This window comes from Kribbella sp. NPDC059898, from assembly GCF_042730855.1.
Taxonomy (GTDB): Bacteria; Actinomycetota; Actinomycetes; order Propionibacteriales; family Kribbellaceae; genus Kribbella.
On record NZ_JBHWKR010000002.1, the window covers coordinates 326933 to 351914 of the forward strand.

The 24982-nt window shown below is 69.8% G+C and carries 26 protein-coding genes; 11 read left to right on the top strand and 15 right to left on the bottom strand.

Going from position 1 to position 24982, the window contains the following annotated elements:
- Nucleotides 1–166: 166 nt before the first annotated feature.
- Complete coding sequence (locus ACFV9C_RS07110; RefSeq protein WP_380191279.1) at nt 167–988, top strand: NAD(P)H-binding protein; 822 nt, start codon at nt 167–169, stop codon at nt 986–988.
- Here ACFV9C_RS07110 and ACFV9C_RS07115 read toward each other — a convergent pair.
- The 3 genes from ACFV9C_RS07115 to ACFV9C_RS07125 are packed head-to-tail and all read right to left on the bottom strand — an operon-like array spanning nt 977 to nt 5111.
- Nucleotides 977–1456 (bottom strand): DinB family protein, encoded by a 480-nt coding sequence (locus tag ACFV9C_RS07115; RefSeq protein ID WP_380191281.1) that lies wholly within the window; start codon nt 1454–1456, stop codon nt 977–979. The genes ACFV9C_RS07110 and ACFV9C_RS07115 overlap by 12 nt on opposite strands.
- Nucleotides 1456–1980, bottom strand: a complete 525-nt coding sequence (locus tag ACFV9C_RS07120) for an isochorismatase family protein (RefSeq protein ID WP_380191283.1) — start codon at nt 1978–1980, stop codon at nt 1456–1458. Before ACFV9C_RS07120 ends, ACFV9C_RS07115 begins: the two co-directional genes overlap by 1 nt.
- Nucleotides 1977–5111: a DUF2961 domain-containing protein gene (locus tag ACFV9C_RS07125; protein ID WP_380191285.1), complete on the bottom strand. Its 3135-nt coding sequence runs from the start codon at nt 5109–5111 to the stop codon at nt 1977–1979. The genes ACFV9C_RS07120 and ACFV9C_RS07125 overlap by 4 nt, the downstream gene beginning before the upstream one ends.
- Before the next feature lie 120 nt (nt 5112–5231).
- On the opposite strand from ACFV9C_RS07125, the gene gndA reads away from it, so the two are divergent.
- Entirely contained in the window at nt 5232–6671 is a 1440-nt protein-coding gene (gene gndA, locus ACFV9C_RS07130; protein WP_380191287.1) for an NADP-dependent phosphogluconate dehydrogenase, read from the top strand.
- On the opposite strand, the gene ACFV9C_RS07135 is transcribed toward gndA, so the two are convergent.
- Nucleotides 6599–7984, bottom strand: coding sequence for an MFS transporter (locus ACFV9C_RS07135; protein WP_380191289.1), 1386 nt, complete (start codon nt 7982–7984; stop codon nt 6599–6601). The two genes, gndA and ACFV9C_RS07135, sit on opposite strands and share 73 nt — an antisense overlap.
- Before the next feature lie 81 nt (nt 7985–8065).
- On the opposite strand from ACFV9C_RS07135, the gene ACFV9C_RS07140 reads away from it, so the two are divergent.
- Nucleotides 8066–8683, top strand: coding sequence for a TetR/AcrR family transcriptional regulator (locus tag ACFV9C_RS07140; RefSeq protein ID WP_380191291.1), 618 nt, complete (start codon nt 8066–8068; stop codon nt 8681–8683).
- Between the two features lie 37 nt (nt 8684–8720).
- Nucleotides 8721–9131, top strand: coding sequence for a DUF6319 family protein (locus ACFV9C_RS07145; protein ID WP_380191293.1), 411 nt, complete (start codon nt 8721–8723; stop codon nt 9129–9131).
- A gap of 122 nt (nt 9132–9253) precedes the next feature.
- Here ACFV9C_RS07145 and ACFV9C_RS07150 read toward each other — a convergent pair whose 3' ends face one another.
- Nucleotides 9254–10267, bottom strand: coding sequence for an alcohol dehydrogenase catalytic domain-containing protein (locus ACFV9C_RS07150; protein ID WP_380191295.1), 1014 nt, complete (start codon nt 10265–10267; stop codon nt 9254–9256).
- A 44-nt stretch (nt 10268–10311) separates the two neighbouring features.
- The gene (locus ACFV9C_RS07155) at nt 10312–11046 is read right to left on the bottom strand and encodes an SDR family oxidoreductase (RefSeq protein ID WP_380191297.1); all 735 of its coding nucleotides are present in this window, start codon (nt 11044–11046) and stop codon (nt 10312–10314) included.
- 87 nt (nt 11047–11133) lie between these two features.
- Between ACFV9C_RS07155 and ACFV9C_RS07160 the strand changes: the two genes are divergently transcribed.
- The 4 genes from ACFV9C_RS07160 (at nt 11134) to ACFV9C_RS07175 (ending at nt 14106) form a co-directional block, all read left to right on the top strand.
- A complete protein-coding gene (locus tag ACFV9C_RS07160; protein ID WP_380191299.1) occupies nt 11134–12072 on the top strand; it encodes a LysR family transcriptional regulator in 939 nt (312 codons plus the stop codon).
- Between the two features lie 97 nt (nt 12073–12169).
- Nucleotides 12170–12706, top strand: coding sequence for a DUF6817 domain-containing protein (locus ACFV9C_RS07165; RefSeq protein WP_380191301.1), 537 nt, complete (start codon nt 12170–12172; stop codon nt 12704–12706).
- Between the two features lie 10 nt (nt 12707–12716).
- The gene (locus ACFV9C_RS07170) at nt 12717–13646 is read left to right on the top strand and encodes an alpha/beta fold hydrolase (RefSeq protein ID WP_380191303.1); all 930 of its coding nucleotides are present in this window, start codon (nt 12717–12719) and stop codon (nt 13644–13646) included.
- Between the two features lie 46 nt (nt 13647–13692).
- Nucleotides 13693–14106: a hypothetical protein gene (locus tag ACFV9C_RS07175; RefSeq protein WP_380191305.1), complete on the top strand. Its 414-nt coding sequence runs from the start codon at nt 13693–13695 to the stop codon at nt 14104–14106.
- On the opposite strand, the gene ACFV9C_RS07180 is transcribed toward ACFV9C_RS07175, so the two are convergent.
- From ACFV9C_RS07180 to ACFV9C_RS07190, 3 genes are read right to left on the bottom strand one after another with little or no spacing between them, the layout of a single operon-like run.
- Entirely contained in the window at nt 14096–14803 is a 708-nt protein-coding gene (locus tag ACFV9C_RS07180; RefSeq protein WP_380191307.1) for a PIG-L deacetylase family protein, read from the bottom strand. The two genes, ACFV9C_RS07175 and ACFV9C_RS07180, sit on opposite strands and share 11 nt — an antisense overlap.
- Nucleotides 14804–14812: 9 nt before the next feature.
- On the bottom strand, nt 14813–16114 hold the full coding sequence (locus tag ACFV9C_RS07185) for a D-arabinono-1,4-lactone oxidase (protein WP_380191309.1): 1302 nt from the start codon (nt 16112–16114) through the stop codon (nt 14813–14815).
- Nucleotides 16111–17280 (bottom strand): amino acid deaminase/aldolase, encoded by a 1170-nt coding sequence (locus ACFV9C_RS07190; RefSeq protein WP_380191311.1) that lies wholly within the window; start codon nt 17278–17280, stop codon nt 16111–16113. The genes ACFV9C_RS07185 and ACFV9C_RS07190 overlap by 4 nt, the downstream gene beginning before the upstream one ends.
- Before the next feature lie 128 nt (nt 17281–17408).
- Between ACFV9C_RS07190 and ACFV9C_RS07195 the strand changes: the two genes are divergently transcribed.
- A complete protein-coding gene (locus ACFV9C_RS07195) occupies nt 17409–18386 on the top strand; it encodes an alpha/beta fold hydrolase (protein ID WP_380191313.1) in 978 nt (325 codons plus the stop codon).
- Here ACFV9C_RS07195 and ACFV9C_RS07200 read toward each other — a convergent pair.
- The 3 genes from ACFV9C_RS07200 to dapC form a co-directional block, all read right to left on the bottom strand.
- A complete protein-coding gene (locus ACFV9C_RS07200; RefSeq protein WP_380191315.1) occupies nt 18376–19020 on the bottom strand; it encodes a hypothetical protein in 645 nt (214 codons plus the stop codon). The genes ACFV9C_RS07195 and ACFV9C_RS07200 overlap by 11 nt on opposite strands.
- Nucleotides 19021–19151: 131 nt before the next feature.
- Entirely contained in the window at nt 19152–20303 is a 1152-nt protein-coding gene (locus tag ACFV9C_RS07205; RefSeq protein ID WP_380191316.1) for a M15 family metallopeptidase, read from the bottom strand.
- Nucleotides 20304–20517: 214 nt separating this feature from the next.
- The gene (gene dapC / locus ACFV9C_RS07210) at nt 20518–21618 is read right to left on the bottom strand and encodes a succinyldiaminopimelate transaminase (protein ID WP_380192296.1); all 1101 of its coding nucleotides are present in this window, start codon (nt 21616–21618) and stop codon (nt 20518–20520) included.
- Nucleotides 21619–21686: 68 nt separating this feature from the next.
- Between dapC and ACFV9C_RS07215 the strand changes: the two genes are divergently transcribed.
- Nucleotides 21687–22751, top strand: coding sequence for an FAD-dependent oxidoreductase (locus tag ACFV9C_RS07215; RefSeq protein ID WP_380191318.1), 1065 nt, complete (start codon nt 21687–21689; stop codon nt 22749–22751).
- Here ACFV9C_RS07215 and ACFV9C_RS07220 read toward each other — a convergent pair.
- The 3 genes from ACFV9C_RS07220 to ACFV9C_RS07230 form a co-directional block, all read right to left on the bottom strand.
- Nucleotides 22742–23035, bottom strand: a complete 294-nt coding sequence (locus tag ACFV9C_RS07220) for a co-chaperone GroES (RefSeq protein ID WP_344191234.1) — start codon at nt 23033–23035, stop codon at nt 22742–22744. The genes ACFV9C_RS07215 and ACFV9C_RS07220 overlap by 10 nt on opposite strands.
- A gap of 41 nt (nt 23036–23076) precedes the next feature.
- Nucleotides 23077–23340, bottom strand: a complete 264-nt coding sequence (locus ACFV9C_RS07225; protein WP_380191319.1) for a DUF3618 domain-containing protein — start codon at nt 23338–23340, stop codon at nt 23077–23079.
- 66 nt (nt 23341–23406) lie between these two features.
- The gene (locus ACFV9C_RS07230) at nt 23407–24450 is read right to left on the bottom strand and encodes a glucose 1-dehydrogenase (protein ID WP_380191321.1); all 1044 of its coding nucleotides are present in this window, start codon (nt 24448–24450) and stop codon (nt 23407–23409) included.
- Between the two features lie 61 nt (nt 24451–24511).
- On the opposite strand from ACFV9C_RS07230, the gene bcp reads away from it, so the two are divergent.
- Nucleotides 24512–24979 (top strand): thioredoxin-dependent thiol peroxidase, encoded by a 468-nt coding sequence (gene bcp / locus ACFV9C_RS07235; RefSeq protein ID WP_380191323.1) that lies wholly within the window; start codon nt 24512–24514, stop codon nt 24977–24979.
- The last annotated feature ends 3 nt before the right edge of the window (nt 24980–24982 follow it).

The following is a 24982-nucleotide window of genomic DNA, read 5'->3' on the forward strand; positions in this document are numbered from 1 at the left end:
CCCCCAGCGCAGTCGGTATGGAGCGTCACCAGATGCGAACAACGTGTAGTGAACTAGACCGAAGCGGGACATGAACACGATCGATGACGAATCGACATTTCGCTGTAATGTACGGACAAAAGATTCCTGCTATTGCCGGTCCAGCTTTTTGTGCCAGGGTTGGGCAATGACGATCCTCATTACGGGCGCGACCGGAAACGCCGGCGGCGCGGTGGCACAATCGCTGGCGGCACAAGGCATCCCGGGCCGCGGGTTGGTCCGGACCACGACACAGCTCCCGGCCGGGATCGAGCCGGTGACCGGCGACCTCAACCGGCCGGAATCCTTCGCCGGCGCATTACCCGGGATCACCGGGATTTTCCTGCTCAGCGGTTACGAACGGCTCGGCGAATTACTCGCGAACGCGGTCCGGGCCGGGGTCCGGAAGGTCGTCGTACTGTCCAGCAGCTCGCTCGACGGCGAGCCGGCGAACGCGGTCGCGGCGTACCACCACGCGACCGAGGAGGCGGTCCGGGAATCCGGGCTGGCGTGGACGTTCCTGCGGCCGAACTCGTTCATGTCGAACACGCTGCGCTGGCGCGACCAGCTGCGCGCGGGCGACGAGGTCCGCGTGCAGTTCCCCGACGTTCCGGTGTCGACGATCCACCCGCTCGACATCGGCGAGGTCGCGGTCCGGGCGCTGCGGGGCGCGCACGATTCCGAGGTACTGCGGCTCACCGGGCCGGTCGCGCTGACGCCGGTGGAGCAGGTCGCGGTCCTCGCGGAAGGCCTCGGCCGGCCGTTGACGGCTTACCCGATGAGTCGCGCGGAGACGCACGCGGAGCTGCGGGCCACGATGCCCGCGCCGTACGCCGCCGCGATCGAGTCGTTCTTCGGCGACGGCACGATCGACGAGACCTCGGTGACCACGACCGTTGCCGAGGTCACCGGTCACCCGGGCCGCACGCTGCGGGAATGGGTGCGGGAGAACGGTTCGCTATTCGGCTAGGAGTTGTTCGCGCAGGATGTCGGCGTGGCCACGGTGCTGGGCGAACTCGCGCAGGACCTGCAGGTACACCCACCGGAGCGTGCGCGGGCCTCTCGGGTGCCCGGTCACGACCGTGTCCAGCGTCAGGCCGGCGGCGATCTCCCGCGCGGTCGCGCACGCCTCCTGGTGCGCGGCCGTCAGCGACGCGATCGTCTCGTCGTCGGCCAGCCGGAAGGAGTCGGCCGGGTTCTGCCCCAACCCGAGCTCCCGGCGGGATTTGCCGCCCACGCACTCCTCGAACCACACCCGCTGCATCCACGTGAGGTGCTTCAGCAGCCCGAGCAGCGTCGTCGCCGACGGGACGAGCCGACGGCGAGCCTGCTCCTCGGTCAGACCGTCCAGCGTCGCCTCGATCGCACTGCGATGCTCCTCGAGGAAGGCCTCCAGTTGCGTACGTTCGTCGTCCAGCAGTACGTCGAACGAACCCATCAGACTCCCAACGCTTCCAGGTACTCCGCCGAAGTACAGGTACTGCCCAGCCGCGGGAAAGCGTAGCTGACGGCGAACGTGTGGGCGTCGGCGTCCAGGCCCGTCATCGCGTCGGTGAGGAAGAAGGTCTCGTACCCGAGATCGGACGCCGCCCGCCCGGTCGACTCGACGCCGAAGTTGGTGGCGATCCCGGCCAGTACGACGTTCGCGATGCCGCGGGACTGGAGCTCGCCATCGAGCGCCGTACGGCCGAAGGCGCCGATCGTGCGTTTCACGATCTCCAGGTCGCCCGGCTGCGGCTCGGCACCGGGCGCGAACCCGCTGCCGTCGGGCTGGACCTCGACGCCCGGGCGTTCCACCCGGACGTTCACCACCAGCCCGCCGGCTTGGCGGGTCGCCGCGGCCAGGGCCACGGACCGTTCCAGTACGTCGGGACCGCTCAGCGGCGCGGTGTCCACCGCGACGATCCGTGACATCAGGTCGATCAGGACGAGCGCGGTACGGCGTCCTTCCAAAGGGTTCACGCGCCGAGCTTAAGGTCGACCACGTCGACCCCGGCGAGGTAGCCGATAGCTGCCGCGTTCTTGCCGGTAACTGTCACCGTGAACTGATGCGTACCCGCGTTCAGCTGAACGGTGCCGAGGTCAACGGTCTGCGTGCCGACGCCGGCGGCCTGGTACCCGTCGAACGACACCGGGGTGCCGCCGTCCACCTGCACGTCCACGGTGCCGTAGTCGGCGGCCTTGGTCAGTACCGTCGACAACTGGTAGCTGCCGGTCGTCGGGACGGTGAAGGCGAACACGGCCTTGTCGCCGGCCTTCGCCCCGTGGATCCACGCCTGCGCACCGCCCGACCAGCTGACCCCACAACAGTTCCCTTGCGGGTCAACAGCAACTGTCGAGGACACGGGCGGCAGCATCGACTCGCCTTCGACCCGCAAGGTCCGCCCGCTGGTCCCATCTGCGGTGGCCGACTTGACCCCAACATTCCCCGCCAGATCAACAGCCGCCACCCGATAGCTCCAGCTCTCCCCCAGCCCTAGGCCTCGGTGCAAGAAGCCGGGTAGCGGACTCGTCCCCAGCAACTTCTCGGTCCCACCCGCCTTCGTCCCGTACACGTTGTAGTACGCGATCCCACTCTCGTCCGGCACGTCCGTCCACGTCACGTTGATCGCGTTGTCGGGTCGGCCGGTGGCGGTGAGCCCGGTGACAGCCGCTGGGGCTTTGCGGTCGGCGTACGGCTTGGTGAGGGACTGGACGACGTACGACGACGCCGTCCACGCCGGGCCGGTGGGCCGGAGCTCGATGTCCAGGTGGTCGCGACCGGCCGTGAGTGCTGCCGGGAGCTGGTAGTTGTCGTCGAGCCAGCGTTGATGGGTGTTGCCGAGGGGTTGTAGCCAGGTGCCCGAATCCTTGCCGTTGACAAGCACCTGTACTGACTGCCCAGGACTGTTCTGGTCACTGGTTCGGCGCAGGGTGACTCCCTGGTTGGCTGGGTCCGTGTGGACGGTGAAGTGGATCGGTTGAGTGGTGGAGCGGACCTGGTCGGTGAGGGTGATGTCGTCGTGGTCGCCTTCGTAGACCGAGGTGAGGTCGGCTTGCGTGGCGTTGTCGGTATAGGCATGCTGATCGCGGCTTGTGGCGGAGCCGATGTCGATGCGGTCGGTCTCGCGGGCGCCGAAGCCGGCCGCCTGGTAGAGGAACGCGGTCGAGCCGTAGATCGCCGGGTGGTCGTCCTGCTGGCCGTGTTCGATGCCGAAGTCGAGCTGGTTCTCGAACGCGACCGAGTCGGTGATGTGCAGCCGCCACGCGCCGTCGCACTCGTTCGTGCAGAACCCCGCCCGGACCTCGTGCGCGGAGTTCCCGTGGAACGGCGTCGAGTACGTGCCCGCGTTGAAGTACCAGCCGGACTCGTAGAAGTCCTCGGTCCCGGTGCCGTGGATGGCCGGCGTCCGCTCGCCGTCGGCGTACACCCGCTCGTCGCCCTCGAGGTACCCGCGGGTGTTGCCGTCGGCAAGCAGTCCTTCCATCGTCTGCGAGACACCGACGAACTTCCCGCGCCCGGCCACGTCCGCGAACGTCCAGTCGCTGCCCTGCGTGGTCTCGCCGCGCTTCGAGACCGCGGTGAAGTACCCGATCTTCCCGGTCGCCAGCTCGGTCGCCTTGCTCCCGTCGCGCGCGGCCGTCACCTCGGCCTGGCCCGTCAGCGGGTACGTCGTCGGGTTCACCAGCGTCACGGTCGCGCGGGCGACGTACGGCATCGGCCACCAGGAGGAGTACCAGCCGTTCGGGTCCATCGCGAAGAAGAGCGAGCGGACCGGGTTCTCGCCGAGTCCGGAGCCGAAGAACTCGCCGAGCGGGGCGTCGACGCGCTTCCGGCCGTCGATCGTCACCTGGACGCGGACGCCGGCGAGCAGCGTGTCGGACGGCTTCACCCGGGCCGCGTCGGCGTCGGTCGCGGCGTACGTCATCGCGTGCTCGCCGCTCCAGTTCTGCTGGGTGATGGAGTAGTTGTGGGCCTGCTCGTCGGCGAGGTGGTTCGGGCCGACGTCCAGCTTGTCGCCGGAGTCCACCCAGTAGGCGAACTCGTTGAAGTCCAGGTCCGACGAGACGAACTGGTTGGTGATCGTGATCTGCGACTTGCCCGCGGTGAGCGCGGCCGGCAGGTCGACCGACTGGTCGTACCACTGCGCGCCCTGCGCCTTCAGCGGCGCCCACTCACCGGCCGGTACGCCGTCGACGAGGATCTTCGCGCGCTGGTTCCCGATCCGCAGGTCCATCCGCCGGGTCAGCTTCACGCCGGTGTTCTTCGGGTCGATCGTCATCGTGAACGAGCTGCCGCCGAGGAACGCGCGGCCGTCGTCCGCGAGGCTCTTCAGGTCCAGGCCGACGATGCCGGGCAGCTTCAGCCGGAGCGCGCTCAGCTCACCGGGACCGTACGTGTCGGCCAGTGTCACTTGCTTGCCCGGGGCAAGGTTCAGCGGCGTGGCAGTGGTCCGCGCGCCGGCCTGCGCCGGCTTCGGGTCCTTCGTCCCGGCGGCGTTCAGCAGCTTGAGGACGTCCTCGGCCTTGTCGGTCGGGTCGAACGTCGAGATGCCGTTCGCGTCCGGGAACTTGCGGTAGTCGACGTGGTAGAAGAGCGGGTTGTTCTGGGTGGTGATCCGCATCGAGGACCGGTACGGCATCGGCACCCGGAGGTACACGCCGCCGCTGGACTGCACGCCGTTCGCGACCAGCGGGTAGCTGAACGGGGCGCCGAGCTTGCCGTCGACGATGTCCTGCAGCGACCCGTGCAGCACCTGCTTGCCGTCCAGCTCGACCGTGATCGTGCCGGTCTTGGTCACGTTGCCGTCGTCGCGGGTGAACCAGATCGACGCGACCTCGCCGGCGCCGCTCGCCTCGGCGATCACGCACCCCGCGGACGTCGTCCGCAGGCAGGAGTAGGTGCCGTCGAAGCCGTCGTTGTTGGTGCCGTCGCGGCCGAAGCTGGACAACTGTTTGGTCCGGACGCCGGTCTGCAGCTCGGGCAACCGGTCCAGATTCCGGTACACGTCCCAGCCGACCGGGCCGTTGTCGTTTCCTGGTGGAGAAGCTGATGCGGTGGTGGGCAGAGCCAGCAGTGCGCAGGCGGCCAGAGCGACGACACGACGGAGCATGGGCGGTTCCTTCGTCATGGGAAATCGATTTCTGAGATGTCTACCACCGATGTTTCCCGATGAGAAGGCCTCAGGCAGACTGGACCTCGCACACAACTTCAGACTTTCGCGGGAGATTCGATGAGTTCTGCCAAAGCCCAGATCGGCGTCACCGGCCTCGCGGTGATGGGCCGCAACCTGGCCCGGAACCTCGCGCGCAACGGGTTCCGTGTCGCCCTGCACAACCGGTCCCAGGCGCGGACCGACTCCCTGGTGGCGGAGTTCGGCTCCGAGGGCGAGTTCGTCCCGTCCACCGACCTGGCGGGCTTCGTCGAGTCGCTGGAGCCGCCGCGCCGGGTGATCGTGATGGTCAAGGCCGGCGCCCCGACCGACGCGGTCATCGACGAACTGGTGCCGCTGCTCGACGAGGGCGACATCGTCGTCGACGCCGGCAACGCGCACTTCCTGGACACCCGCCGGCGCGAGGCAGCGCTGAAGGAGAAGGGGCTGCACTTCGTCGGCTCCGGCGTCTCCGGCGGCGAGGAGGGCGCGCTGAACGGCCCGAGCATCATGCCCGGCGGCTCCCCCGAGTCGTACGCCGCGCTCGAGCCGATGCTGACCAAGATCTCCGCGCACGTGAACGGCGAGCCGTGCTGCGTGCACGTCGGCCCGGACGGCGCCGGCCACTTCGTCAAGATGCTGCACAACGGCATCGAGTACGCCGACATGCAGCTGATCGCGGAGGCGTACGACCTGCTCCGGCACGTGCTCGGGCTGTCCCCGGCCGAGCTCGCGGACGTGTTCCGGGACTGGAACACCGGCGACCTCGAGTCGTTCCTGATCGAGATCACCGCCGAGGTGCTGAGCCAGACCGACCCGACCACGGGTGGCCCGTTCGTGGACGTCGTCCTCGACCAGGCCGAGCAGAAGGGCACCGGCCGCTGGACGGTCCAGTCCGCGCTCGACCTGGGCATCCCGGTCAGCGGCATGGCCGAGGCCGTCTTCGCGCGCTCGCTGTCGGGTGACGTCGTACGGCGGGAAGCGGCCGCCGGCGTACTACCCGGACCGGGCGACGTGAAGGTGGACGTCGACCGGAAGGCGTTCGTCGAGGACGTGCGGCACGCGCTGTACTCGTCGAAGATCGTCGCCTACGCGCAGGGCTTCGACGCGATCCGGGCCGCCAGCGAGGAGTACGGCTGGAACATCGACCTCGGCGCGATGGCGAAGATCTGGCGCGGCGGCTGCATCATCCGGGCCCGCTTCCTGGACCGCATCATGGAGGCGTACGACCGGAACCCGGAGCTGCCGTCGCTGCTCGTCGACGACTACTTCCGGGACGCGGTCGGCAGCGGCCAGGAGGCGTGGCGCCGAGTGGTCGCGACCGCGGCCACCGTCGGCGTACCGGCTCCGGGGTTCTCCGCTGCGTTGTCGTACTACGACGGCCTGCGCGCGGAGCGCCTCCCGGCCGCGCTGATCCAGGGGCTGCGCGACCTGTTCGGCGCGCACACCTACAAGCGCGTCGACCGGGAGGGCAGCTTCCACCTGGAGTGGTCGGGCGACCGCTCCGAGAGCACCCAGTAGACAGCGACAGCAGCAACACACAGGAAGGCTGCGGCGCCGCGGCTGGCCACGTTGAACCCGTGCCCGGCCGCAACGGTGCTCAGCAACGCAGTACCGAGTGATGCGCCAACCTGCTGCGACGTCATCACCATGGCGCCGGCTACCGCACTGTCGGAGCCGGCGCCGAGGGTGGCGGTGCTGTTGGCGGTCACCAGCACCCAGCCGGCCCCAAGACCGACCAGCAGGAACACAGGCATCACGTGCAGCCAGTAACTGCTGTCTGGTTGCAGCCACCCCAGCAGGGCGAGCCCTGCGGCGATGGTGAGCAGGCCAGGGCAGATGAGCGCTCTGACGCTGGCTTTCGCGAGCAGCCGACTCACGGCACGTACGCCGACCATCAGGCCGACTGTAAGCGGCAGGAAGCTCAGCCCGGCCCGGATCGGCGAGTAGTGGCGGACGGTCTGCAGATAGAACGTCAGGAAGAACAACGCGGCGAACATGCCGATGGCCAGGCTGAACACGGCTAAATACGAGCCGCCACGCTTGCGGTCTTGCAGGACCCTCAGCGGCAACAGCGGGTTGCTCACACGAGCCTGCACCGCCAAGAACGCCGCCAGGAGTGCAACACCCGCGCCTAGAGACGCGTAGGTCACCGGTGCGCCCCAGCCGTCCGACTCTGCTCGCGCGAACCCGAACACGACCGCCATCAGACCGGCTGTCGCCAGCAACGCGCCCAGTACGTCGACACGCACTCCGCTGGTGCGTGGCGCCGGGTGGACGGCGTACAGGATGCCTGCTGCTGCCAGAGCGGCGATCGGGACGTTCACGTACATGGACCACCGCCAGTCCAGGTACTGCGTCAGTACGCCGCCGGCCAGGACGCCCAGGCCCGAGGCGCTGCCCATGACCGCGCCGTAGATGCCGAACGCCTTGCCGCGCTCGGCCGGCAAGGGGAACGAGGCCGCGAGCGTGGCAAGCACTGCCGGCGTCAGGAGCGCACCGAACACGCCCTGCAACGCCCGTCCGGCCAGCAGCATCGAGCCGCTCGTCGCGGCGCCGCCCAGCGCGGAGGCTGCCGCGAAACCGGTCAGCCCGATCAGGAGCGCCCGCCGCCGGCCGATCAGGTCGCTCATCCGGCCGCCGAGCAGGAGGAATCCGCCGTACCCGAGCGCGAACAGCGTGATCACCCACTGCCGTGCGGGATCCGACATCCCCAGGTCCTGCTGCATGGACGGCAGCGCGATGTTCACGATGGTCAGGTCGATCCCGACCATCAGCTGCGCCGTGGCCACCGCACCCAACGCCCACCAGCGGCGCGTCTCGATCCGTGTCATCAGTACGTCCCGTCGATCCTTAAGTGAACAGCTGTAGTGCTACGACTGTAGGGCAACGTGCGTTGCAATACAATCGGATTCATGGACGGTGGGACGACGCGGAGCCGGAACCGGCGTGGGCAGGGTGAGCTGCTGCGCCGCGAGATCATCGACGCGGCGCTGCGGATGCTGAACGAGCTCGGCGACGACGAGGCGCTGTCGCTGCGCGCGGTCGCCCGCGAGGTCGGAATCGCGGCCACGTCCGTCTACATCCACTTCACCGACCGGGACGAGCTCGTGTTCGCGGCCCTCGAGCAGAGCACGGGTGACCTACTGCGCGACCTCGAAGCGGCCGAGGCGAGCGGCGGCGACGATCCGGTCGCCCGGCTGCGGGCGCGGGTCCTGTTCCTCGGCACCTGGTCGAGGGAACACGTCGGCCTCTACAAGGTGCTGCACGAGAGCACGCTGAACCGGCGGATGCACCTGATCTTCAAGGAGGAGCTGTCGGTGCGCGCGACCGCCGCCGTCCAGGCCTGCATGGACGCCGGACTCGCCCCGGCGGGCGACGCGGCGGCCGTCGCGCTCGACCTTCGCTCGGCGGTGCACGGCGCGGTCTCGATCCGGATCAACGAGCCGGAGGCCGGCCTGCCGCCACTGGCGGACCAGGTCGATCGCTTCCTGTGTAAGCTGGTTGGCGTGTCTGTCGAACATATGTTCTAATAGGCGTCCAGCCAGTCAGAAGGAGATCGCCGCAACGATGACTGTAGACACCTTTGCAGTAGAAGCGCCCTCGGACCTTGTCGACACTCCCGAGGTTGTCGAGACTCCGGTCGAGACCGCCGAGGTCGTCGAGGCGCCGAAGCCGAAGAAGGCTCCGGCGAAGAAGGCGGCCGGCAAGAAGACCAAGACCATCGAGCTCACACTGACCGTCACCGGTACGGCGGACGGCGAGTGGCACGCCGAGCTCAAGCAGGGCACGACGTACCTGGCGCGGGACCTGGCCGTCGCCGCGGCCGCGGTGTCGCGCGCGGCCAAGGAGCTGCACGAGGACCTGTCGACCCCGATCGACGAGGTGATCGAGGAGGCCCGCTCGCAGCAGGCCGCCAAGGTCGCCGCGCTCGAGGCGGAGCTCGAGGCCGCTCGCAAGGCCCTCGCCGACCTGGACTGACCTCAGCACCCTCCCGACGAAGACTCCCCGTGGTAGTCACCTTCCCTGATCACTACGGAGGATGCTAGGTACAGGACCCGTCCGCAACTGTGTGAGGTGGTTGCGGGCGGGTTCTGGGACCACTACTCGGCTTGGGTCGTCAGCACGATGCGCAGGTTCGCCTTGGGCTGGTGCTGCCAGGCTTCCTCGGCCTGCTCGAGCGGGTAGGTCTCGATGATCGGCCGGACGTTCTTCAGTACGGCGAAGTTCAGCGTGTCCTCGGAGTCCTGGGCCACCCCGGAGTACCAGCCGGACACCGACAGCCGGCCGTCGGCGAGCGTGTGGCCGGTGACCTCGATCGGGTCGCCGCCCTCGAGCACGATCAGCTGACCGTTCGGGCGCAGGCCTTTCACCAGGTCGGTCTGGAGCTCGGCGCGGGACACCGTCGCGAGGATCGCGGCCGCGCCACCGAGCGCCTTGAGCGCCTCGCCGGCGTCGCCCTCGGTGCTGTCGATGTACTCGTCCGCCCCGAGCTGCCGCGCGAGCTTCTCCTTGTCCCGCCCGCGGTTGATCGCGACCGTCCGGAAGCCCATCTTGTCGGCGAACTGGATCGCCAGGTGCCCGACGCCGCCGACCCCCTGCACCGCGACCGTGTCCCCCGGCCCGGCGTGCGCGTGCCGGAGCGCGTTGAACGCGGTGATCCCACCGCACATCAACGGCGCCGCGTCCTCGAAGCTCAGCCCGTCCGGGATCCGCGCCACCGCGTCCTGCGGCACCACCAGGTACTCCGCGTACCCGCCGTCGTACGACGTCCCGACGATCGTCCGGTTGACGCAGTTCGTGAAGTCGCCGCGCCGGCAGTACTCGCAGGTGAAGTCGACCCCGCCGGACCAGCCGACGCCGACCCGCTGCCCGGGCTCCCAGAGCGTGACGCCCGCGCCGACCGCGTCCACCACGCCGGCGATCTCGTGCCCGGGGATCCGCGGCAGCGTCGTACCGAAGAGTGCGTTCCGCGGGATCGCGTCACCGCCGCAGATCCCGCAGGCATGCACCTGGACGCGGATCTGCCCCGCGGCCGGCTCCGGGATCGGTACGTCGGTGACGACGAACGGGCCGCCGGCCTGCTGCACCTGGGCCGCTCGCATGGTTCCAGTCATTGTTCTCCTCAGTCTCAGTGCATTTCAGTCTCGGTGCATTCCGGTCAGTGCATTCCGCCGGCGGCGACGATCTGCTGGCCGGTGATCAGCCCTGCCTCGTCGCTCGCGAGGAAGGCCGCGATCCCGGCCACGTCCTCGGTGGTTCCCAGCCGCCCGATCGGCACCATCGCGACCAGGGACCGCTTGTACTCGTCGTTCGCCGGATCGGTGAAGATCCCGGCGCCGTCGATCGGCCCCGGGACGATCGTGTTCACGGTGACGCCGCGCGGCCCGAGCTCCAGCGCGAGGACGCGGGCCAGGTACCCCGTCGCGACCTTGCTGGTGCCGTACAGCCCGACGCCGAGTTGCGGGACGGTCGTGGTGTTGGACGAGATCGTGATGATCCGGCCGTTGTCGGCGATCCGCCGGGCAGCTTCGCGCAGGACGAAGTACGGCCCCTTGGTGTTGACCCGGAACAGCAGGTCGAAGTCCTCCTCGGTGACGTCCGTGACCGGGACGTTCACCTTCTCCATGCCGGCGTTCGCGACCACGACGTCGAGCCGGCCGAACTCCTCGAACGTCGCGTCGTACAGCCGCTGGATACCGTCGACCTCGGACACGTCAGCGGCGACCGCGATCGCCCTGACGCCGAGCGCCTGCGCGGCGTCGAGCACTTCGTCGGCAGCGGACTTGTCCCGCGAATAGTTGACGACGACGTTCGCACCCTGGGCCGCGAGCCGGAGCAGGATCGCTCTGCCCAGGCCCTTTGACGAACCGGTGACGAGCGCGGTTTGTGCCATGTCCCGATCGTCCTGCGCCGAAGGGCCGCGGCGGAAACAGAGATTTGCTGGCGAGGGCACAACGGATCGTTGTGGCACGATGAGACGGTGGACTTGAGCTTGCGGCTGTTGCAGGCGCTCGACGCGGTCGCGGCGGAGGGCAGCATGACCCGCGCGGCCCGGACGCTCAACCTGACCCAGCAGGCAGTCAGCGGTCAGATCCGCCAACTGGAACGCGTGGTCGGTACGCCGCTCGTCGAACGCCGCCCGACCGGGATCGAGCTGACCGCGGCCGGCGAGGTCGTGCTCAAGCAAGGTGCCACGTTGCTGTCGTCGGCGCAGGCGATGGTGACGGAGGCGCGGCTGGCCGCGTCCGGGCGGCCGGATCCGCTGCGGATCGCGTTCAAGGCGCAGAGTACGGCGCACTTCATGCCGGCGGTCGAGGCGGCGCTGCGGGCCGAGGCGCCGGACCTGGAGATCCGGCCGATCGCGTCGCACACGCTGCCGGAGGAGCTCGACGCGCTCGTGGCGGGGCGCGCGGACGCGGCGTTCCTGTGGCTGCCGATCGGGGACGACCCGCGGTTCACCGTGCACCCGCTGCTGCCGGAGGACCGGTGGGTGGCGCTGCCGCCGGGGCATCCGCTGGAATCGCGGACATCGTTGCGGATCGCGGACCTGGCCGGCGTACCGGTGATCGGGCCGCGGGACGGGATGCCCGCGGCGGTCGTGGACTTCTGGTTCATCGACCCGCGCCCGGACGGCTCCCGGGCGGTCTTCGGGCCGCAGGCGAGTACGCCCGAGGAGTGCCTGCACCTGGTCGCGGCCGGTCACGGCTGCTGGATCGCGCCCGCGTCCACGGTCACGTACTTCGCCCACCCGCGGCTGACCTGGCTCCCGCTGGTCGACGCCGAGCCGAACGTGCTCGCCCTGATCTGGCCGCGGCACGCGGCGAACCCGATGCTCCACCTGCTCCTCGAGCAGACCCGCCGTACCCTCACTCCTTTGCCGACGGCAACGACCGGGGAACGGGGCATGAACACGGTGTGACCGGAACGGCACGCCGAAGTGGTGGGCAGGGGGCGGGCAGAGGCCTTACCGTAGGTGATCTGCGGGACATGGCCGCTCCGGGGTGAGAAGGGGTCAGATGAGCACTCTCGAGGACCTGGGTTCGCTGCTGCTGGTGCGCGGCGCCGACGAGCTCGACCATGCGGGCGGCACGCTGTACGTGCACCTGCACCGGGTTGCCAAGCGCCTCGGGTCGCTCGGCGCCTCCGACACGCTGGTGCTGGCCGGGCTGGCGCACGCGGCGTACGGGACCGACGGTTACCCGACGCACCTGTTCGACTGGCAGACCGAGCGCCCGGTGCTGGCATCGGTGATCGGGCCGGAGGCCGAGGCGATCGTCTACCGGTACGGCGCCTGCGAGCGGGAGACGACCTGGCGGGACCTCGCCGAGCACCGCACGGTCACCGACCGCTTCACCGGGACCTCGGAGGAGCTCGGGGCCGCGGACCTGCGGGACTTCGTCGACCTGACGATCGTCAACGAGCTCGACGTCCTCGACAACGACGCGAAGCGGGCCGTGACGCTGCGCCCGTTCCTGCAGGAACAGCTCCCCCGCTGGCAGTCGCTCGCCTCGCCCGCGGTCCTCGCCGAGGCCGGGCGGATCGTGCACCTGTAACACTGGGGCGGTGAAACGGTTCCTGTGGCGGGGGTTCCTGGGACTCCTCGGGCTCTGGCTGATCGTCACTGTCGCGTCGTTCGGCTACAACTTCGCCACCAACGGGACGGCCGCGCCGCCGCCCGGTCTGAAGTACGTCGAGGCCGGCGGCATCAACACCCGGTACGAGACGTGGGGTACGGCGGGCACGCCCGTGGTGCTCGTCCACGGGGCCGCGGAGTCCGTCGACACGTGGTCGCGGCTGGTACCGCTGCTCGCGAAGACCCACCGCGTGTACGCGTACGACATCACCGGCTACGGGTACTCCGAGCGCAAGGCGCCGTACACGATCGAGCATCTCGCGGGGCAGCTGCTCGGGTTCCTGGACGCGATGCACCTCGGCGGGGCCGGGCAGCCGCGGCCGATCCTGGTCGGGCACTCGCTCGGCGCCGGGGTCGCGGCCGAGGCGACGCTGGAGGCACCGGGCAAGGTCGGCGGGATCATGTTCCTGGACGGCGACGGCCTGCCGCTGCCGGGCGGGAAGGCCGGGCCGCCGCGCTGGCTGATCGTCCCGCCGTACCGGACGTCGCTGTTCCGGCTGGTGCTCGACCAGGGCTGGCTGCTCAAGAAGATCTACAACAGCGTCTGCGCGCCGGGCTGCCCGCAGATGGACGTCGACGAGTGGACCCGGCCGTTCCGGCAGCCCGGCGCCGAGCAGGCCGTGTGGCAGATGACCGCGAACGGGATCCCCGCGGTCGCGGCCGACCGGCTGGCGAAGCTGAAGGACCTGAAGCTCCCCAAGTCGGTGGTGTTCGGCGCGAACGACACCAACGGCGGCAATGCGGCCGAGACCGCGGCCCGGATCGGCGCGCCCGCCCCGACACTGATCCCGAACGCGAACCATCTGACGCTGATCTCGGACCCGGAGCAGGTCGCGGCGGCGATCGACGGACTTCGCTGACCGCAGATTCCTGGAAATCCGGCCCGCGCCGACGGATGATCGGGACATGGCCCGATACGAAGTGGTGGCGCGTGCGAAGCCCGATCGGCGACTCTCCAACGTCGACTACGTCAACCTGGCCCTGCACTCCTGGTCGCTGGACAAGGGGATGCGGTTCCAGCGGATCGAGGACCTGCCGGACGGCTCGATCGCGATCGTCCTGCAGCAGAAGCTGTCGCCGCGCAAGCACGACGCGGCCTGCGCGATGGCGAACCGCAGCCTCGCCCAGCTCGGCATCCCGGCCGGCGAGATCCAGCGGATCGACCTGCTGCGGATGACCCGCAAGGGCGGCCGGGAGCTGGTCCGCTCGTGGGCCGGCCCGAACAACCCGCCCGGTCCGGGCACCGCCGGCGACCGCGAGCCGCGCCGTCCGAAGCCGACGCCGCCGCATCTGCAGGAGCACCGGCCGCTTACAGACTGAAGACCTCGAACCGCGCCGCGTACTTCGTGCCGAGCAGCGTGCCGGCCGGACGCGCGGCGCCTTCGAGGAACTCCTCGGGATCGAAGGCCTGGTCGAGCCCGTCGATGTAGGCCCGGTGCGCCTCGAGCGACCGCAGCCCGAGCTCGAACGTCGCGGTCGTGTCCACCGCGTGCCGCGCGTCCGGCGAGCCGGCCGCCCAGACCTGCCGTACGCCGCCCCACTTGTCGCCGGCGTCCGGGAAGATCCACCGGTTCGCGGCGTCCCGGGCCGCGTCCAGGGTGGCGCGGCCGGTGTTGATGTGGTCGGCCTGGTTGAGCACGGAGTCGCCGTCCCAGGTGTCGCGGAAGTTGTTCGTGATCACGATCTCCGGCTGGTGCCGGCGGATCGCCGCCGTGATCACGCGGCGGAGCGCGACGCCGTACTCGATGGTGCCGTCCGGCTGACCGAGGAACTCGACCGCCGACACCCCGACGATCCGGGACGACTCGATCTGCTCGGCCTCCCGGAGCGGGCCGCACTCGACCGGGTCGACGCCGTCGATGCCGGCCTCCCCCGAGGTCAGCAGGCAGTACACGACCCGCTTGCCCTGCCCGGTCCAGCGGGCGATCGCCGCCGCGAACCCCCACTCCAGGTCGTCCGGATGCGCGACGACCGCGAGCGCCTGCTGCCAATCCTCGACCACCGGTGCGAGCTCCATGCCCGCAGGCTAGTCCCCGAAGACCTGGCGGGTGTAGGCGTTCTCGAAGACCCGGTGCGGGTCGAGGCGGTCGCGGACGGCGAGGAAGTCGTCGAAGTGCGGGTACCGGGCGCGCAGGTCGGCGGCGGTGAGCGTGTGCAGCTTGCCCCAGTGCGGGCGGCCGCCGTAGTCGGCGACGATGTTCTCGAAGGCCTTGAAGTACGGGTCGTGCGGCAGCCGGTGGTACTGGTGGATGGCGATGTACGCCGTCGCCCGGCCGGACGCGGTGGACAGCCAGATGTCGTCCGGCGCCGCCACCCGGACCTCGATCGGGAACGGGATCCGCTCGCCGGACGCGTCGATCCAGTCCCGCAGCCGGTGCAGCACCTCGACCACGTTCTCCCGCGGTACGGCGTACTCCGACTCCCGGAACACCACGTTCCGCTCGGAACAGAACACCTTGTACGACGCGTCGATGTACTCCCGGGCGGACAGGGCGCGGGACGCGAGCTGGTTGATCCGCGGCACCATCGCGGGCCGTCGTACCGCGAGCCGGTTGGTCAGCTCGAAGACCTTGTTGGACAGCAGCTCGTCGTCGACCCAGCCGCGGACCCGGCCGACCGGCGCCGCCGCGACGTCCGCGCCGACCCGGTTGTTCCGCTTGGTGAGCGCGATCCCGGTGTGCGGGAACCAGTAGAACTCGAAGTGATCGTTGCCATCGGCAAACTCGTCGAACCCGTCGAGTACATCGGCCAGCGGCAGCGGCATCTCCTGTGCGCGGAGCAGGAACGCGGGCACGCACTGCAGGGTCAGCGCGCTGATCACGCCGAGCGCGCCGACCGAGATCCGGGCTGCGGCGAACACGTCCGGGTGCTCCTCGGCCGAGCAGTGCAGGACCGAGCCGTCCGCGGTGACCAGGTCGAGCCCGACGATCTGGGTGGCCAGGCCGCCGAGCCGCGCGCCGGTCCCGTGGGTGCCGGTGGAGACGGCGCCGGAGACGGTCTGCTTGTCGATGTCGCCGAGGTTCGCCATCGCCAGGTCGAACGTGGCGAGCCCGGCGTTCAGCTTCCGCAGGCCGGTGCCGGCGCCGACCGTGACCCGGCCGGACGCCTGGTCCGCGTGCAGGATCGACGACAGGCCGTCCAGCCGCACCATCACCTGCTGCGGCACCGAGCAGCCGGTGAACGAGTGCCCGGAGCCGATCGCCTTCAGCTTCTTGCCCTGCTCGGCCGCGGTCTTCACCGCCGCGGCGAGCTCGTCGGCCGATCCGGGGCGCAGGGTCTCGAGGCCGGTCGCCGACTCGGTGCCGGACCAGTTCCGCCAGGTGCTCATCCGAAGTTCTTCCCTTCGCCCCGGTACGTCGGCAACTCGTGGATGTCCTCGCCGTCGATGGCGTGCAGTACGTCGAACCGCTCCAGCATCTCGCCTGCCTTCGCGTAGCGCATCCACACCCGGTCACCGATCCGCAGCCGGTCGGCCTCCGCACCCTGCACGGGCGTCTGGACCTCGCCTGCTCCTTCGGTGCCGAGCAGCTTCAGCCCTTCCGGCTGGGTCGGCGCCGGGAGCCGGGACTTCTTGGCCGGACCGGAGGCGACGTACCCGCCGCCGAGGAGGGTGGCGATCCGCGGCGCGGGCCGGCGTACGACGTCCAGCGCGTACGCCATCGCGTGCTCGGGCTGGAAGACGTCGTACTTGTCGAACAGGGTCGGCCCGTAGAGGCCGGAGCCGGCGGTCACCTCGGTGACGACCGGGTCGGCGCTGCTGATCTCCAGGCTGCCGGTGCCGCCGCTGTTCACGATCCGCAGCGGCGCGACCTGCTTGACCGCGTCGACGACCGCGCCGCGGCGGTCCGCGAGTTCGGCGGCCGAGCGGCGCTTCACCCAGCGGACGGCCGGCGAGGTGTCCGGCAGGCCGGCGATCTGCGCCTCGTAGAACATCACGCCGGTCAGCTCGAACCGGTCGTCGGCGGCGACGGTCCGGGCCAGGGTCGCGACCTCGGCCGGGGTCCGCAGCGGGGACCGCCGGACGCCGAGGTGCTGGCCGAAGATCCGCAGCGAGGCGTCGACGTCCAGGCAGACCTGGATCCGGGCGGTGCCGGTCGCGGTCGCCCCGAGACCGGCAGCCTTGATGACGGCGAGGTGCTCGGGCGAGTCGATCATCAGCGTGATCCGGGACGCCGCCTCGGGGTCCTCGGAGAGCTCGCGGATCGCCGTACGGTGCGTGGTCGGGTAGCCGATCAGGATGTCGTCGACACCGTTCCGGGCCAGCCAGAGCGCCTCGGGCAGCGCGTAGCTCATTACGCCGTGGAACCCGGGCCGCTCCAGCGCCGCGGCGACCAGCGGGCGGCAGCGGACCGACTTCGAGGCGATCCGGATCGGCGTGCCGGCGGCTCGGCGGACCAGGTCGTCGGCGTTCCGGCGGAACGCGGCCAGGTCGATCACGGCGTACGGCGCGTCGAGCCGCGCGGTCAGGCGGGCATACCGGTCGAAGTCACCCATAACCGGAGTGTAGGTCACGAAATACTGAAAGGTAATACATCTTTGATCACTGACCAGGGATTCTCACGGGCGCGACCCGCGGCGGCCCCGGGCGAGGGTGAGGACGAACCCACTCGGAAAGGTCTCTGATGAACATCAGCCGTCGCACCCTCCTCAAGACCACCGGCGCTGCCGCCGTGGCGACCCCGCTGCTCGGCAGCGCCATGCCCGGCCACCCGTTCGGACCGGTCCGGCAGATCGACGCCGGCGTGCTCAACGTCGGGTACGTCGAACTCGGCCCGTCGACCGGCACCCCGGTCCTCCTGCTGCACGGCTTCCCGTACGACATCCACAGCTTCGAGGAGGTCGCCCCGCTGCTCGCCCGCCGCGGCTACCGGGTCGTGGTCCCGTACTTCCGCGGCCACGGCAGTACGACGTTCCGCTCCGCCTCGACGCCGCGCACCGTGGACCAGGCGGCGTTCGCGCTCGACATCCTCGCGCTGATGGACGCGCTGCAGATCCGGCGCGCCGTACTCGCCGGCTACGACTGGGGCTCGCGGACCGCGGACATCATCGCGGCGCTGTGGCCGGAGCGGGTGCAGGGGCTGGTGTCGGTCACCGGGTACCTGATCACCAACCTGGAGTTCAACAAGAAGCCGCTGCCGCCGGCGTCCGAGAACGCGTGGTGGTACCAGTACTACTTCGCCACCGAGCGCGGCGTGCAGGGGCTGCACGAGTACAAGCGGGAGATCGGCGAGTTCATCTGGAAGTTCAACTCGCCGACCTGGAAGTACAGCGCGGCGACGTACGCCCGGACCGCGGCGGCGTTCGACAACCCGGACTACGAGGCGATCGTGATCGGGAACTACCGGTGGCGGCAGAGCCTGATCCCTGCCGAACCGGAGTACGCCGAACTGGAGGCCGTGCTGCAGAAGCCGCCGAAGATCGCGGTCCCGACGATCACGATCGACGGGAAGCACGACCCGTTCACGCCGGCCGGGAACGGGTCGTCGTACCGGGACCACTTCGTCGGGCGGTACGAGCACCGGACCTTCGACGTCGGGCACAACGTGCCGCAGGAGGCGCCGCGGGAGTTCGCCCGGGCGGTGGTGGACGCTAGTCGATGACTCCTTCGAACGCTGGTACGACGGTGTGCGCCCAGTCGGACTGTTGGTCCGGGTGGGTGGATGTGGCCGCCAGCAGGGCGACTGTTGCGCCCTTCAGCACGGACACGTCGACGTAGGACTCCGCTCCGGCGTACGAACGTACTGCGGTGGCTGCTGTGGTGGTGGCCCAGAGCTGTTGGACGGAGAGGTCGCCGCCCTTGCCGCACGCTCTCATGCGGGCTTGGTAGCCGTCGTAGTAGGCCGCCGCTTTGGTTGCGTCTTTGAAGCGGAGCACTAGAGCCGTGGCAGGTAGGGCGTCGTTGGTGCGGTAGCTGCCGGTCAGGGCGTAGGCGGGGACCGGTAGGGAGCCGTTGACCGGTTGGCCGGAGCAGCCGGACGGTAGGGCTTCGTAGGAGGCCTGGTGGGGGTCACGGCGGCGCGTCCAGGTGTTGTTGCCGATGAAACCCGCCTCTGCGCCGCCGGGGTCGGTGTAGGTCTTCCAACCGGCGCCAAGCTTGTCCGGGGCTGGAAGGTTGTTGGCGGTGAGTGGGCCCGCGTTAGGCGGTGGTGGAGCGGTCGCTTGCTCCGGGAGCTGTGGCGGGACGGCTGCGTCCGTTGGCTCGTCGGTGGGCAGTGTGTTGGTCGGGACGGGCACCGTGCCGCTGACTGTGCTGGGGATCGCCTTTGACTCCGCCGTACTTGGTGACGGAGTCGACTGCGCAGCAACGGGTTGGGAGCTGCAGCCCGTCAGCAGGAGCGTGAGCGCACACGCAGCTACGAGGGCCTTCATTTCGGCTCGAAGTGCTGGTAGTCGGGCTTGGCCCAGCCGGCGCCCCAGAAGTACCCCTGGCCGATCAACGCCTTCGTGGCCACGCTGCTCGCGAACAGCATGCCCGGCCGCACCACCGCGCGGTTGCGGTACGCCAGCCCGTTCGACGGGTACCAGACGCCGTTCGCGGCCAGGTACGGGTTCTCGACGGTGTTGATATCGATCGCCCAGCCGTACGAGTGCGGCGACAGCGAGTACGGATCACCCGTGACCCGGCGGCAGTTGAACGCCGACGTGTTGTCCGCGGCCATCGACCGGACGTCGTTGCCGCCGAACACGTCCACCCGGCGCATCTGCCGGATCGGGAACTTCGCCGCGAACGTCGAGGTCCAGACCGTGATCATCTTCGCGACCGCGGCATCCCGGAGGATCAGCTCGCCGCGGTGCACGCGGCCGTCGAAGCCCCAGTAGTTCAGCTGCAGCAGGCGGAGCGACGACGGCTTCACGGGACAGCCCGCCCGGTACGTGTTCGGCACCATCGCCGCGGAGACGGCGTACACCTTGGGGTTGAGGGCCGCCTTGATCACGATCTTCGCGAGCGGGGAGTACTCCATCGCGGCCTGGGTGACGCCGCGGGTGACGACGCGGACGGTACGGGTGGACGGCAGGTCGTCCGGGACCCGGAGCCGGAAGTTGCCCTTGGCATCCATTGTCGTGATGTTGAGGAGTTGCCACTTGCCGCTGCCGAGGTACTGCTGGAGCGCGAGTTCCTTGCCCGGCTCGGCCGGGACGAGCTTCCCGGCGACCGAGACGCCGGTGAGCGTCGCGTACCAGGCCGCCGGGGTGTTCAGGACGATCGTGCGGTCCTGGATCGGGACGGTCCGGTAGTCGGAGATCGCGAGCGCGGTCTCGGCCTTGACGCCGATCATCGTCCGGAACGCCCAGCTCCCGGTGGCGGCGGAGACGTAGCTGAACTTGTAGGCGCCGCCGGTCGTCGTGCGGGTCGAGCCGCGGAGCACCCAGGCGCCGGGCACACGCTGCCAGAGCGTGATGTACGAGCCGGTGATCGGCTTGCTGATCTTGCCGGTGAAGACGGTCGGCTTGTCCTCCCAGGACGCGGCCGGCTGGTCCAGCGTGATCGACCAGTCCGGCGTCGGCGTCGGCGTCACGGCCGCGGGAGTTGGCGTTGGTGTTGGAGACGGTGTTGGTGTTGAGGTTGGCGGTGGTGTTGGCGTTGGTGTCGGCGTTGGTGTGACACCGGCCAGCAGTACCGCCACGACTCCGAGCAGATGCAGTCGCATGCGCCCTCCCCTCCCTTGACATCACCTACCCCTGTTAGAGGCGGTCACACCAGGAAGACGTCACACGGAACCGCGAAGTTTTCTATTCGGACAGCCGTTTCACCGCGGCGTCGACCCGTTCGTCGGTCCCGGTGAGCGCCACCCGCACGTGCCGCTCCCCCGCGGTCCCGTAGAACGCGCCCGGCGCGACCAGGATCCCCTTGTCCGCGAGCGCCCCGACCGACCCGTACGCGTCGTACGACGGATGCGACGCCCACAGGTACAACCCGCCGTTCGACAGCGTGATCTCCCAGCCCGCCTCGGTCAGAGCGTCCCGCAGCACCGCCCGGCGGCGCAGATACCGGGCGCGCTGCTCCTCCACGTGCGCGTCGTCCGCGAACGCCGCGGCCATCGCGGCCTGGATCGGGGACGGCACCATCAGCCCGGCGTGCTTCCGGACGGCGAGCAGCTCCGTCACGACCGTCGGGTCACCGGCGACGAAGCCGCCGCGGTACCCGGCCAGATTCGACCGCTTCGAGAGCGAGTGCACCGCCAGCAGGTTGTCGAAGCTCCCGCCCGACACGTCCGGGTGCAGCACCGACACCGGCTTCTCGTCCCAGCCGAACTCGGTGTAGCACTCGTCGCTGACCAGCAGTGCGTCGTTCGCCCGCGCCCACTCGACCGCACGCCGCAGGTCCGCGGCCGGGGTGATCTCGCCGGACGGGTTGCGCGGCGAGTTCAGGTACGCGACCCGCACCGGCCCGTCGTACGCCGCCGGGTCCGCGACCGGGACGCTGGTCGCCCGGGCGAGCGCGGCACCGGCCTCGTACGTCGGGTAGGCCAGGTCCGGGATCAGGACCGTGTCGCCGGCGCCGATGCCGAGCAGCGTCGGCAGCATCATGATCAGCTCTTTGGTGCCGATCACGGGCAGCACGCCGCTCTTCGGGTCGACCCCGGTGACGCCGAGCCGCCGCTCCATCCAGTCCACCGCGGCCTGCCGCGCGGCCGGCGTACCGATCGTGGTCGGGTACGACGGGGCGTCCGCCGCGTCGGCCAGCGCCTGCTTCACCAGGTCCGGCACCGGGTCCACCGGACTGCCCACGGACAGGTCGACGATGCCGTCGGGATGCGCGGCCGCCTTCTGCTGGTAGGGGGCGAGCTTGTCCCACGGAAAGTCCGGCAGGCGGCTGGAGGTCTCGAAGATCACCCGCCCATTCTCTCCCAAACGCCGAGCGGCCGTGATCGGTTGTCCACAACACTACGATCAGTGCCGTGACGTACGACGTGGCCGTGGTGGGCGCCGGAGCGATGGGATCCGCTGCCGCCTGGGCGCTGGCCGCCGCGGGCCGCGAGGTCGTCGTACTGGAGCAGTTCACGCTCGGGCACGACCGGGGCGGGTCGCACGGCGCGACCCGGTTGTATCGGGCCGCCGTTGACGACGCCGAGATCGCTGAGCTCACGGAGCGGGCCAGGCCGTTGTGGCGGCGGCTGGAAACGGAGTCCGGCGAGACCCTGCTCGAGGAGACGGGTGGGATCGACCACGGCGTCAGTGCAGACGTGGTGGAGGTCTTCCGGTCGTTGCATGGGGCAACCGGGACGGTGCTGTCGGCGGCGGAAGCGGCCGAGCGGTGGCCTGGGTTCCGTTTTGAGACGCCCGTGCTCTTCCAGCCCGGTTCAGGACGCTTGTACGCCGAGAGCGCGCTGCACGCGCTACAGGTCGTGGCTGGTCGCGCAGGCGTCGAGTTCCGCGTGCAATCGCCAGTACGGGCGCTACGGACCCGTGACGGTCTGGTCGAACTCGACGTACCAGGTGGTGCTGTGCGGGCGCGGCACGTGGTGGTAACGGCGGGGCCCTGGACACCGAGGCTCGTGTACGGGCTGGTGTCGTTGCCGCCGTTCACGGTGACACAGGAACAGCCACGCTTCTTCGCGCCGGTGTCGGACGGGCTGGTGTGGCCGAGCTTCGTACACCACGGGCCAACCAGTTACGGCCTCTACGAGCCAGGGTCCGGTGTGAAGGTCGGGCTGCACGCAACAGGCCCTGTGGTGGACCCCGACACCCGTGACTTCCAGCCGGAGCCTGTGCGGGACGAACAGCTGCTGCGGTACGTCGAAGAGTGGTACCCCGGGCTGGATCCGACCCGTTCCACCGCGATCAGCTGTCTGTACGACAACACGCCCACGGCGGACTTCGTGATCGACCGCGCCGGGCCGGTCACGGTGGCCGCCGGATTCTCCGGCCAGGGCTTCAAGTTCGTGCCGCTGGTCGGGGAGTTCGTCCGCGACCTGGTGATCGGCGGGCCTGCGACACCCGCGCGATTCAGGTTTCAGAGATAGAGGCCGGTCTGGCCGTCCTCGAGGCGGCCCGCCGCGACCGCGTGCAGGTCGCGCTCGCGCAGCAGCACGTAGTCGTCGCCGCGGACCTCCACCTCGGCCCGGTCCTCCGGGTCGAACAGCACCCGGTCGCCGACCTCCACGGTGCGCACGTTGGCGCCGACCGCGACCACCTTCGCCCAGGCCAGGCGGCGGCCCATCTGGGCGGTGGCGGGGATCAGGATGCCCGCCGACGACTTGCGCTCGCCCTCCTGCTCGAGGGAGACCAGGACCCGGTCGTGCAGCATCCGGATCGGCAGCTTGTCGTCGGAGAGCCGCTTGCGAGGAGTCACCGGCGGCCCACCAGCCGGCGGATCACCAGTAGCACGCCGACCACGCCGACGACCGCACCGGCGACCGCGACGATCTTCTGGGTCCGCAGCTGACCGTCCTCGTCGAAGACCTGCGACTTGGCCTGCTCGACCTGCCGCTCGAGCACGGCCTTCGGGTTCGCCCGGTCGACCAGCTCGTCCACGGTGGAGGCCAGGCGCTCCCGGGTGGCGGCGATGTCCGCCTCGATCTGCTCGGCGGTCCGAGCCTTCGTGTCCGACACGTGTCGGCTCCCTTCCGTCGGCGGGGCATGCCCCGATCTGCCCCTGGTCACACCCATCCTCGCAGGTCAGCTCCGCAAGTCCACGACCACCTTGATGTCTGCCGGTTCCCGGACCAGTGCGTTCGGCCATTCGGACAGCGGTACGGTCCGGGTCACCAGCCGTTCCAGCCAGGACCTGTCAGCTTTCGTCAGCACGTCCACGGCGTCCGCGTAGTGCCTCTTACCAGCGTTGACCGTGCCTACGAGTGCGGCGTTCCGCACCACCAGCTGCCGTACGAGCGCGTCCAGCTGTACGTCGACAGTCGCCGGGCCAGGGTGGATCCCAGCGAGACACATGACGCCGGCGGGTGGCAGTAGCGAGGCACAGTCGTACACGAGCTGCCCGACACCCGTTGCCTCGATCACCACATCCGGTACTACGTCCAGTTGCTGCAGGTCGGTCAGGTACGTCGCACCGAGCTCTCGTACCAGCTCCGGCTTGGGCCCGTCGTTGACCCGGTCCAGCACGTGTACGTCGTACCCACGCTGCCGTGCGATCAAAGCGGCCAGCAGGCCGATCGGCCCGGCGCCCGTGACCAGCACGTGCTGCGGTGCATACCAAGAGCGCTGCCCTACCCGGTCCACTTGCTCCCAGGCCTTGGTGAGGATGCTGGCCGGCTCCACGAGTACGCCGAGGGTCCCCAGCGCAGCAGGAACCGGTACGGCGAAGTACGGGTCGACCCGCCAGCGCTCAGCGCCATACCCGTCCATGCCCTTGATACCGCGCTCTGTGTACTTCCCGTTGCGGCAGAAGTCCCACTCGCCCCGCGCACACGCAGGGCAGGGCTCCGGGTCCGGCCGACGTACCACGCCGGCCACCAGGTCCCCGGTGGCGAAGCCGGATCCCACGGGCGCTTCCAGCACACGTCCGAGCGACTCGTGCCCGATGACGAGCCGGTCCGCCCCCGGCCGGCCGCTGCCGAACGCCCCGGTGACCAGCTCGATGTCCGTCCCGCAGATGCCTGTCAGCAGGCCCTCCACGAGAATCGACCCGTCGACCGCCGGCGGTTCCGGTACGTCGCCCACTGCCGCCGAGTCGCTCTTGCCCGGCGTGACTGTCATGGCCCGCATCGCCTCAGGCTAGCCGCACGTACGATGGCGGCAGTCGATCCGTACCCGTGGGAGGGCCCTCATGTCCGAACGTCTGTCCGTCGGCGACACCGCACCCGACTTCACCCTGCCCGATGCCGACGGCAACGACGTGGCGCTCGCGGACCTGCGCGGCAAGAACGTGATCGTCTACTTCTACCCGGCCGCGATGACACCGGGCTGCACCAAGCAGGCCTGCGACTTCCGCGACTCGCTCGACTCCCTGCAGGCCGCCGGGTACGCGGTGCTCGGCATCTCCCCGGACAAGCCGGCCAAGCTGGCGAAGTTCCGCGAGCGCGACGCGGTGACGTTCCCGCTGCTCAGCGACCCGGACAAGGAGGTGCTGACGGCGTACGGCGCGTTCGGCGAGAAGACCATGTACGGGAAGAAGGTGACCGGGGTGATCCGGTCCACGTTCGTCGTCGACCCGGACGGGAAGATCGCGGTCGCGCAGTACAACGTGAAGGCCACCGGGCACGTCGCCAAACTCCGCCGCGACCTCGGGCTGTGAAAA

Excerpts from the sequence above, each read along its gene's own strand:
- ACFV9C_RS07185 (WP_380191309.1), bottom strand. The coding sequence starts at position 16,114 with ATGAGCACCTGGCGGAACTGGTCCGGCACCGAGTCGGCGACCGGCCTC.
- ACFV9C_RS07165 (WP_380191301.1), top strand. The coding sequence starts at position 12,170 with ATGAGCACTCTCGAGGACCTGGGTTCGCTGCTGCTGGTGCGCGGCGCC.
- ACFV9C_RS07115 (WP_380191281.1), bottom strand. The coding sequence starts at position 1,456 with ATGGGTTCGTTCGACGTACTGCTGGACGACGAACGTACGCAACTGGAG.
- bcp (WP_380191323.1), top strand. The coding sequence starts at position 24,512 with ATGTCCGAACGTCTGTCCGTCGGCGACACCGCACCCGACTTCACCCTG.
- ACFV9C_RS07195 (WP_380191313.1), top strand. The coding sequence starts at position 17,409 with ATGAACATCAGCCGTCGCACCCTCCTCAAGACCACCGGCGCTGCCGCC.
- ACFV9C_RS07135 (WP_380191289.1), bottom strand. The coding sequence starts at position 7,984 with ATGACACGGATCGAGACGCGCCGCTGGTGGGCGTTGGGTGCGGTGGCC.
- gndA (WP_380191287.1), top strand. The coding sequence starts at position 5,232 with ATGAGTTCTGCCAAAGCCCAGATCGGCGTCACCGGCCTCGCGGTGATG.
- ACFV9C_RS07155 (WP_380191297.1), bottom strand. The coding sequence starts at position 11,046 with ATGGCACAAACCGCGCTCGTCACCGGTTCGTCAAAGGGCCTGGGCAGA.
- ACFV9C_RS07125 (WP_380191285.1), bottom strand. The coding sequence starts at position 5,111 with ATGCTCCGTCGTGTCGTCGCTCTGGCCGCCTGCGCACTGCTGGCTCTG.
- ACFV9C_RS07150 (WP_380191295.1), bottom strand. The coding sequence starts at position 10,267 with ATGACTGGAACCATGCGAGCGGCCCAGGTGCAGCAGGCCGGCGGCCCG.
- ACFV9C_RS07140 (WP_380191291.1), top strand. The coding sequence starts at position 8,066 with ATGGACGGTGGGACGACGCGGAGCCGGAACCGGCGTGGGCAGGGTGAG.
- ACFV9C_RS07230 (WP_380191321.1), bottom strand. The coding sequence starts at position 24,450 with ATGCGGGCCATGACAGTCACGCCGGGCAAGAGCGACTCGGCGGCAGTG.
- ACFV9C_RS07220 (WP_344191234.1), bottom strand. The coding sequence starts at position 23,035 with ATGCTGCACGACCGGGTCCTGGTCTCCCTCGAGCAGGAGGGCGAGCGC.
- ACFV9C_RS07190 (WP_380191311.1), bottom strand. The coding sequence starts at position 17,280 with ATGGGTGACTTCGACCGGTATGCCCGCCTGACCGCGCGGCTCGACGCG.
- ACFV9C_RS07145 (WP_380191293.1), top strand. The coding sequence starts at position 8,721 with ATGACTGTAGACACCTTTGCAGTAGAAGCGCCCTCGGACCTTGTCGAC.
- ACFV9C_RS07175 (WP_380191305.1), top strand. The coding sequence starts at position 13,693 with ATGGCCCGATACGAAGTGGTGGCGCGTGCGAAGCCCGATCGGCGACTC.
- ACFV9C_RS07180 (WP_380191307.1), bottom strand. The coding sequence starts at position 14,803 with ATGGAGCTCGCACCGGTGGTCGAGGATTGGCAGCAGGCGCTCGCGGTC.
- ACFV9C_RS07110 (WP_380191279.1), top strand. The coding sequence starts at position 167 with ATGACGATCCTCATTACGGGCGCGACCGGAAACGCCGGCGGCGCGGTG.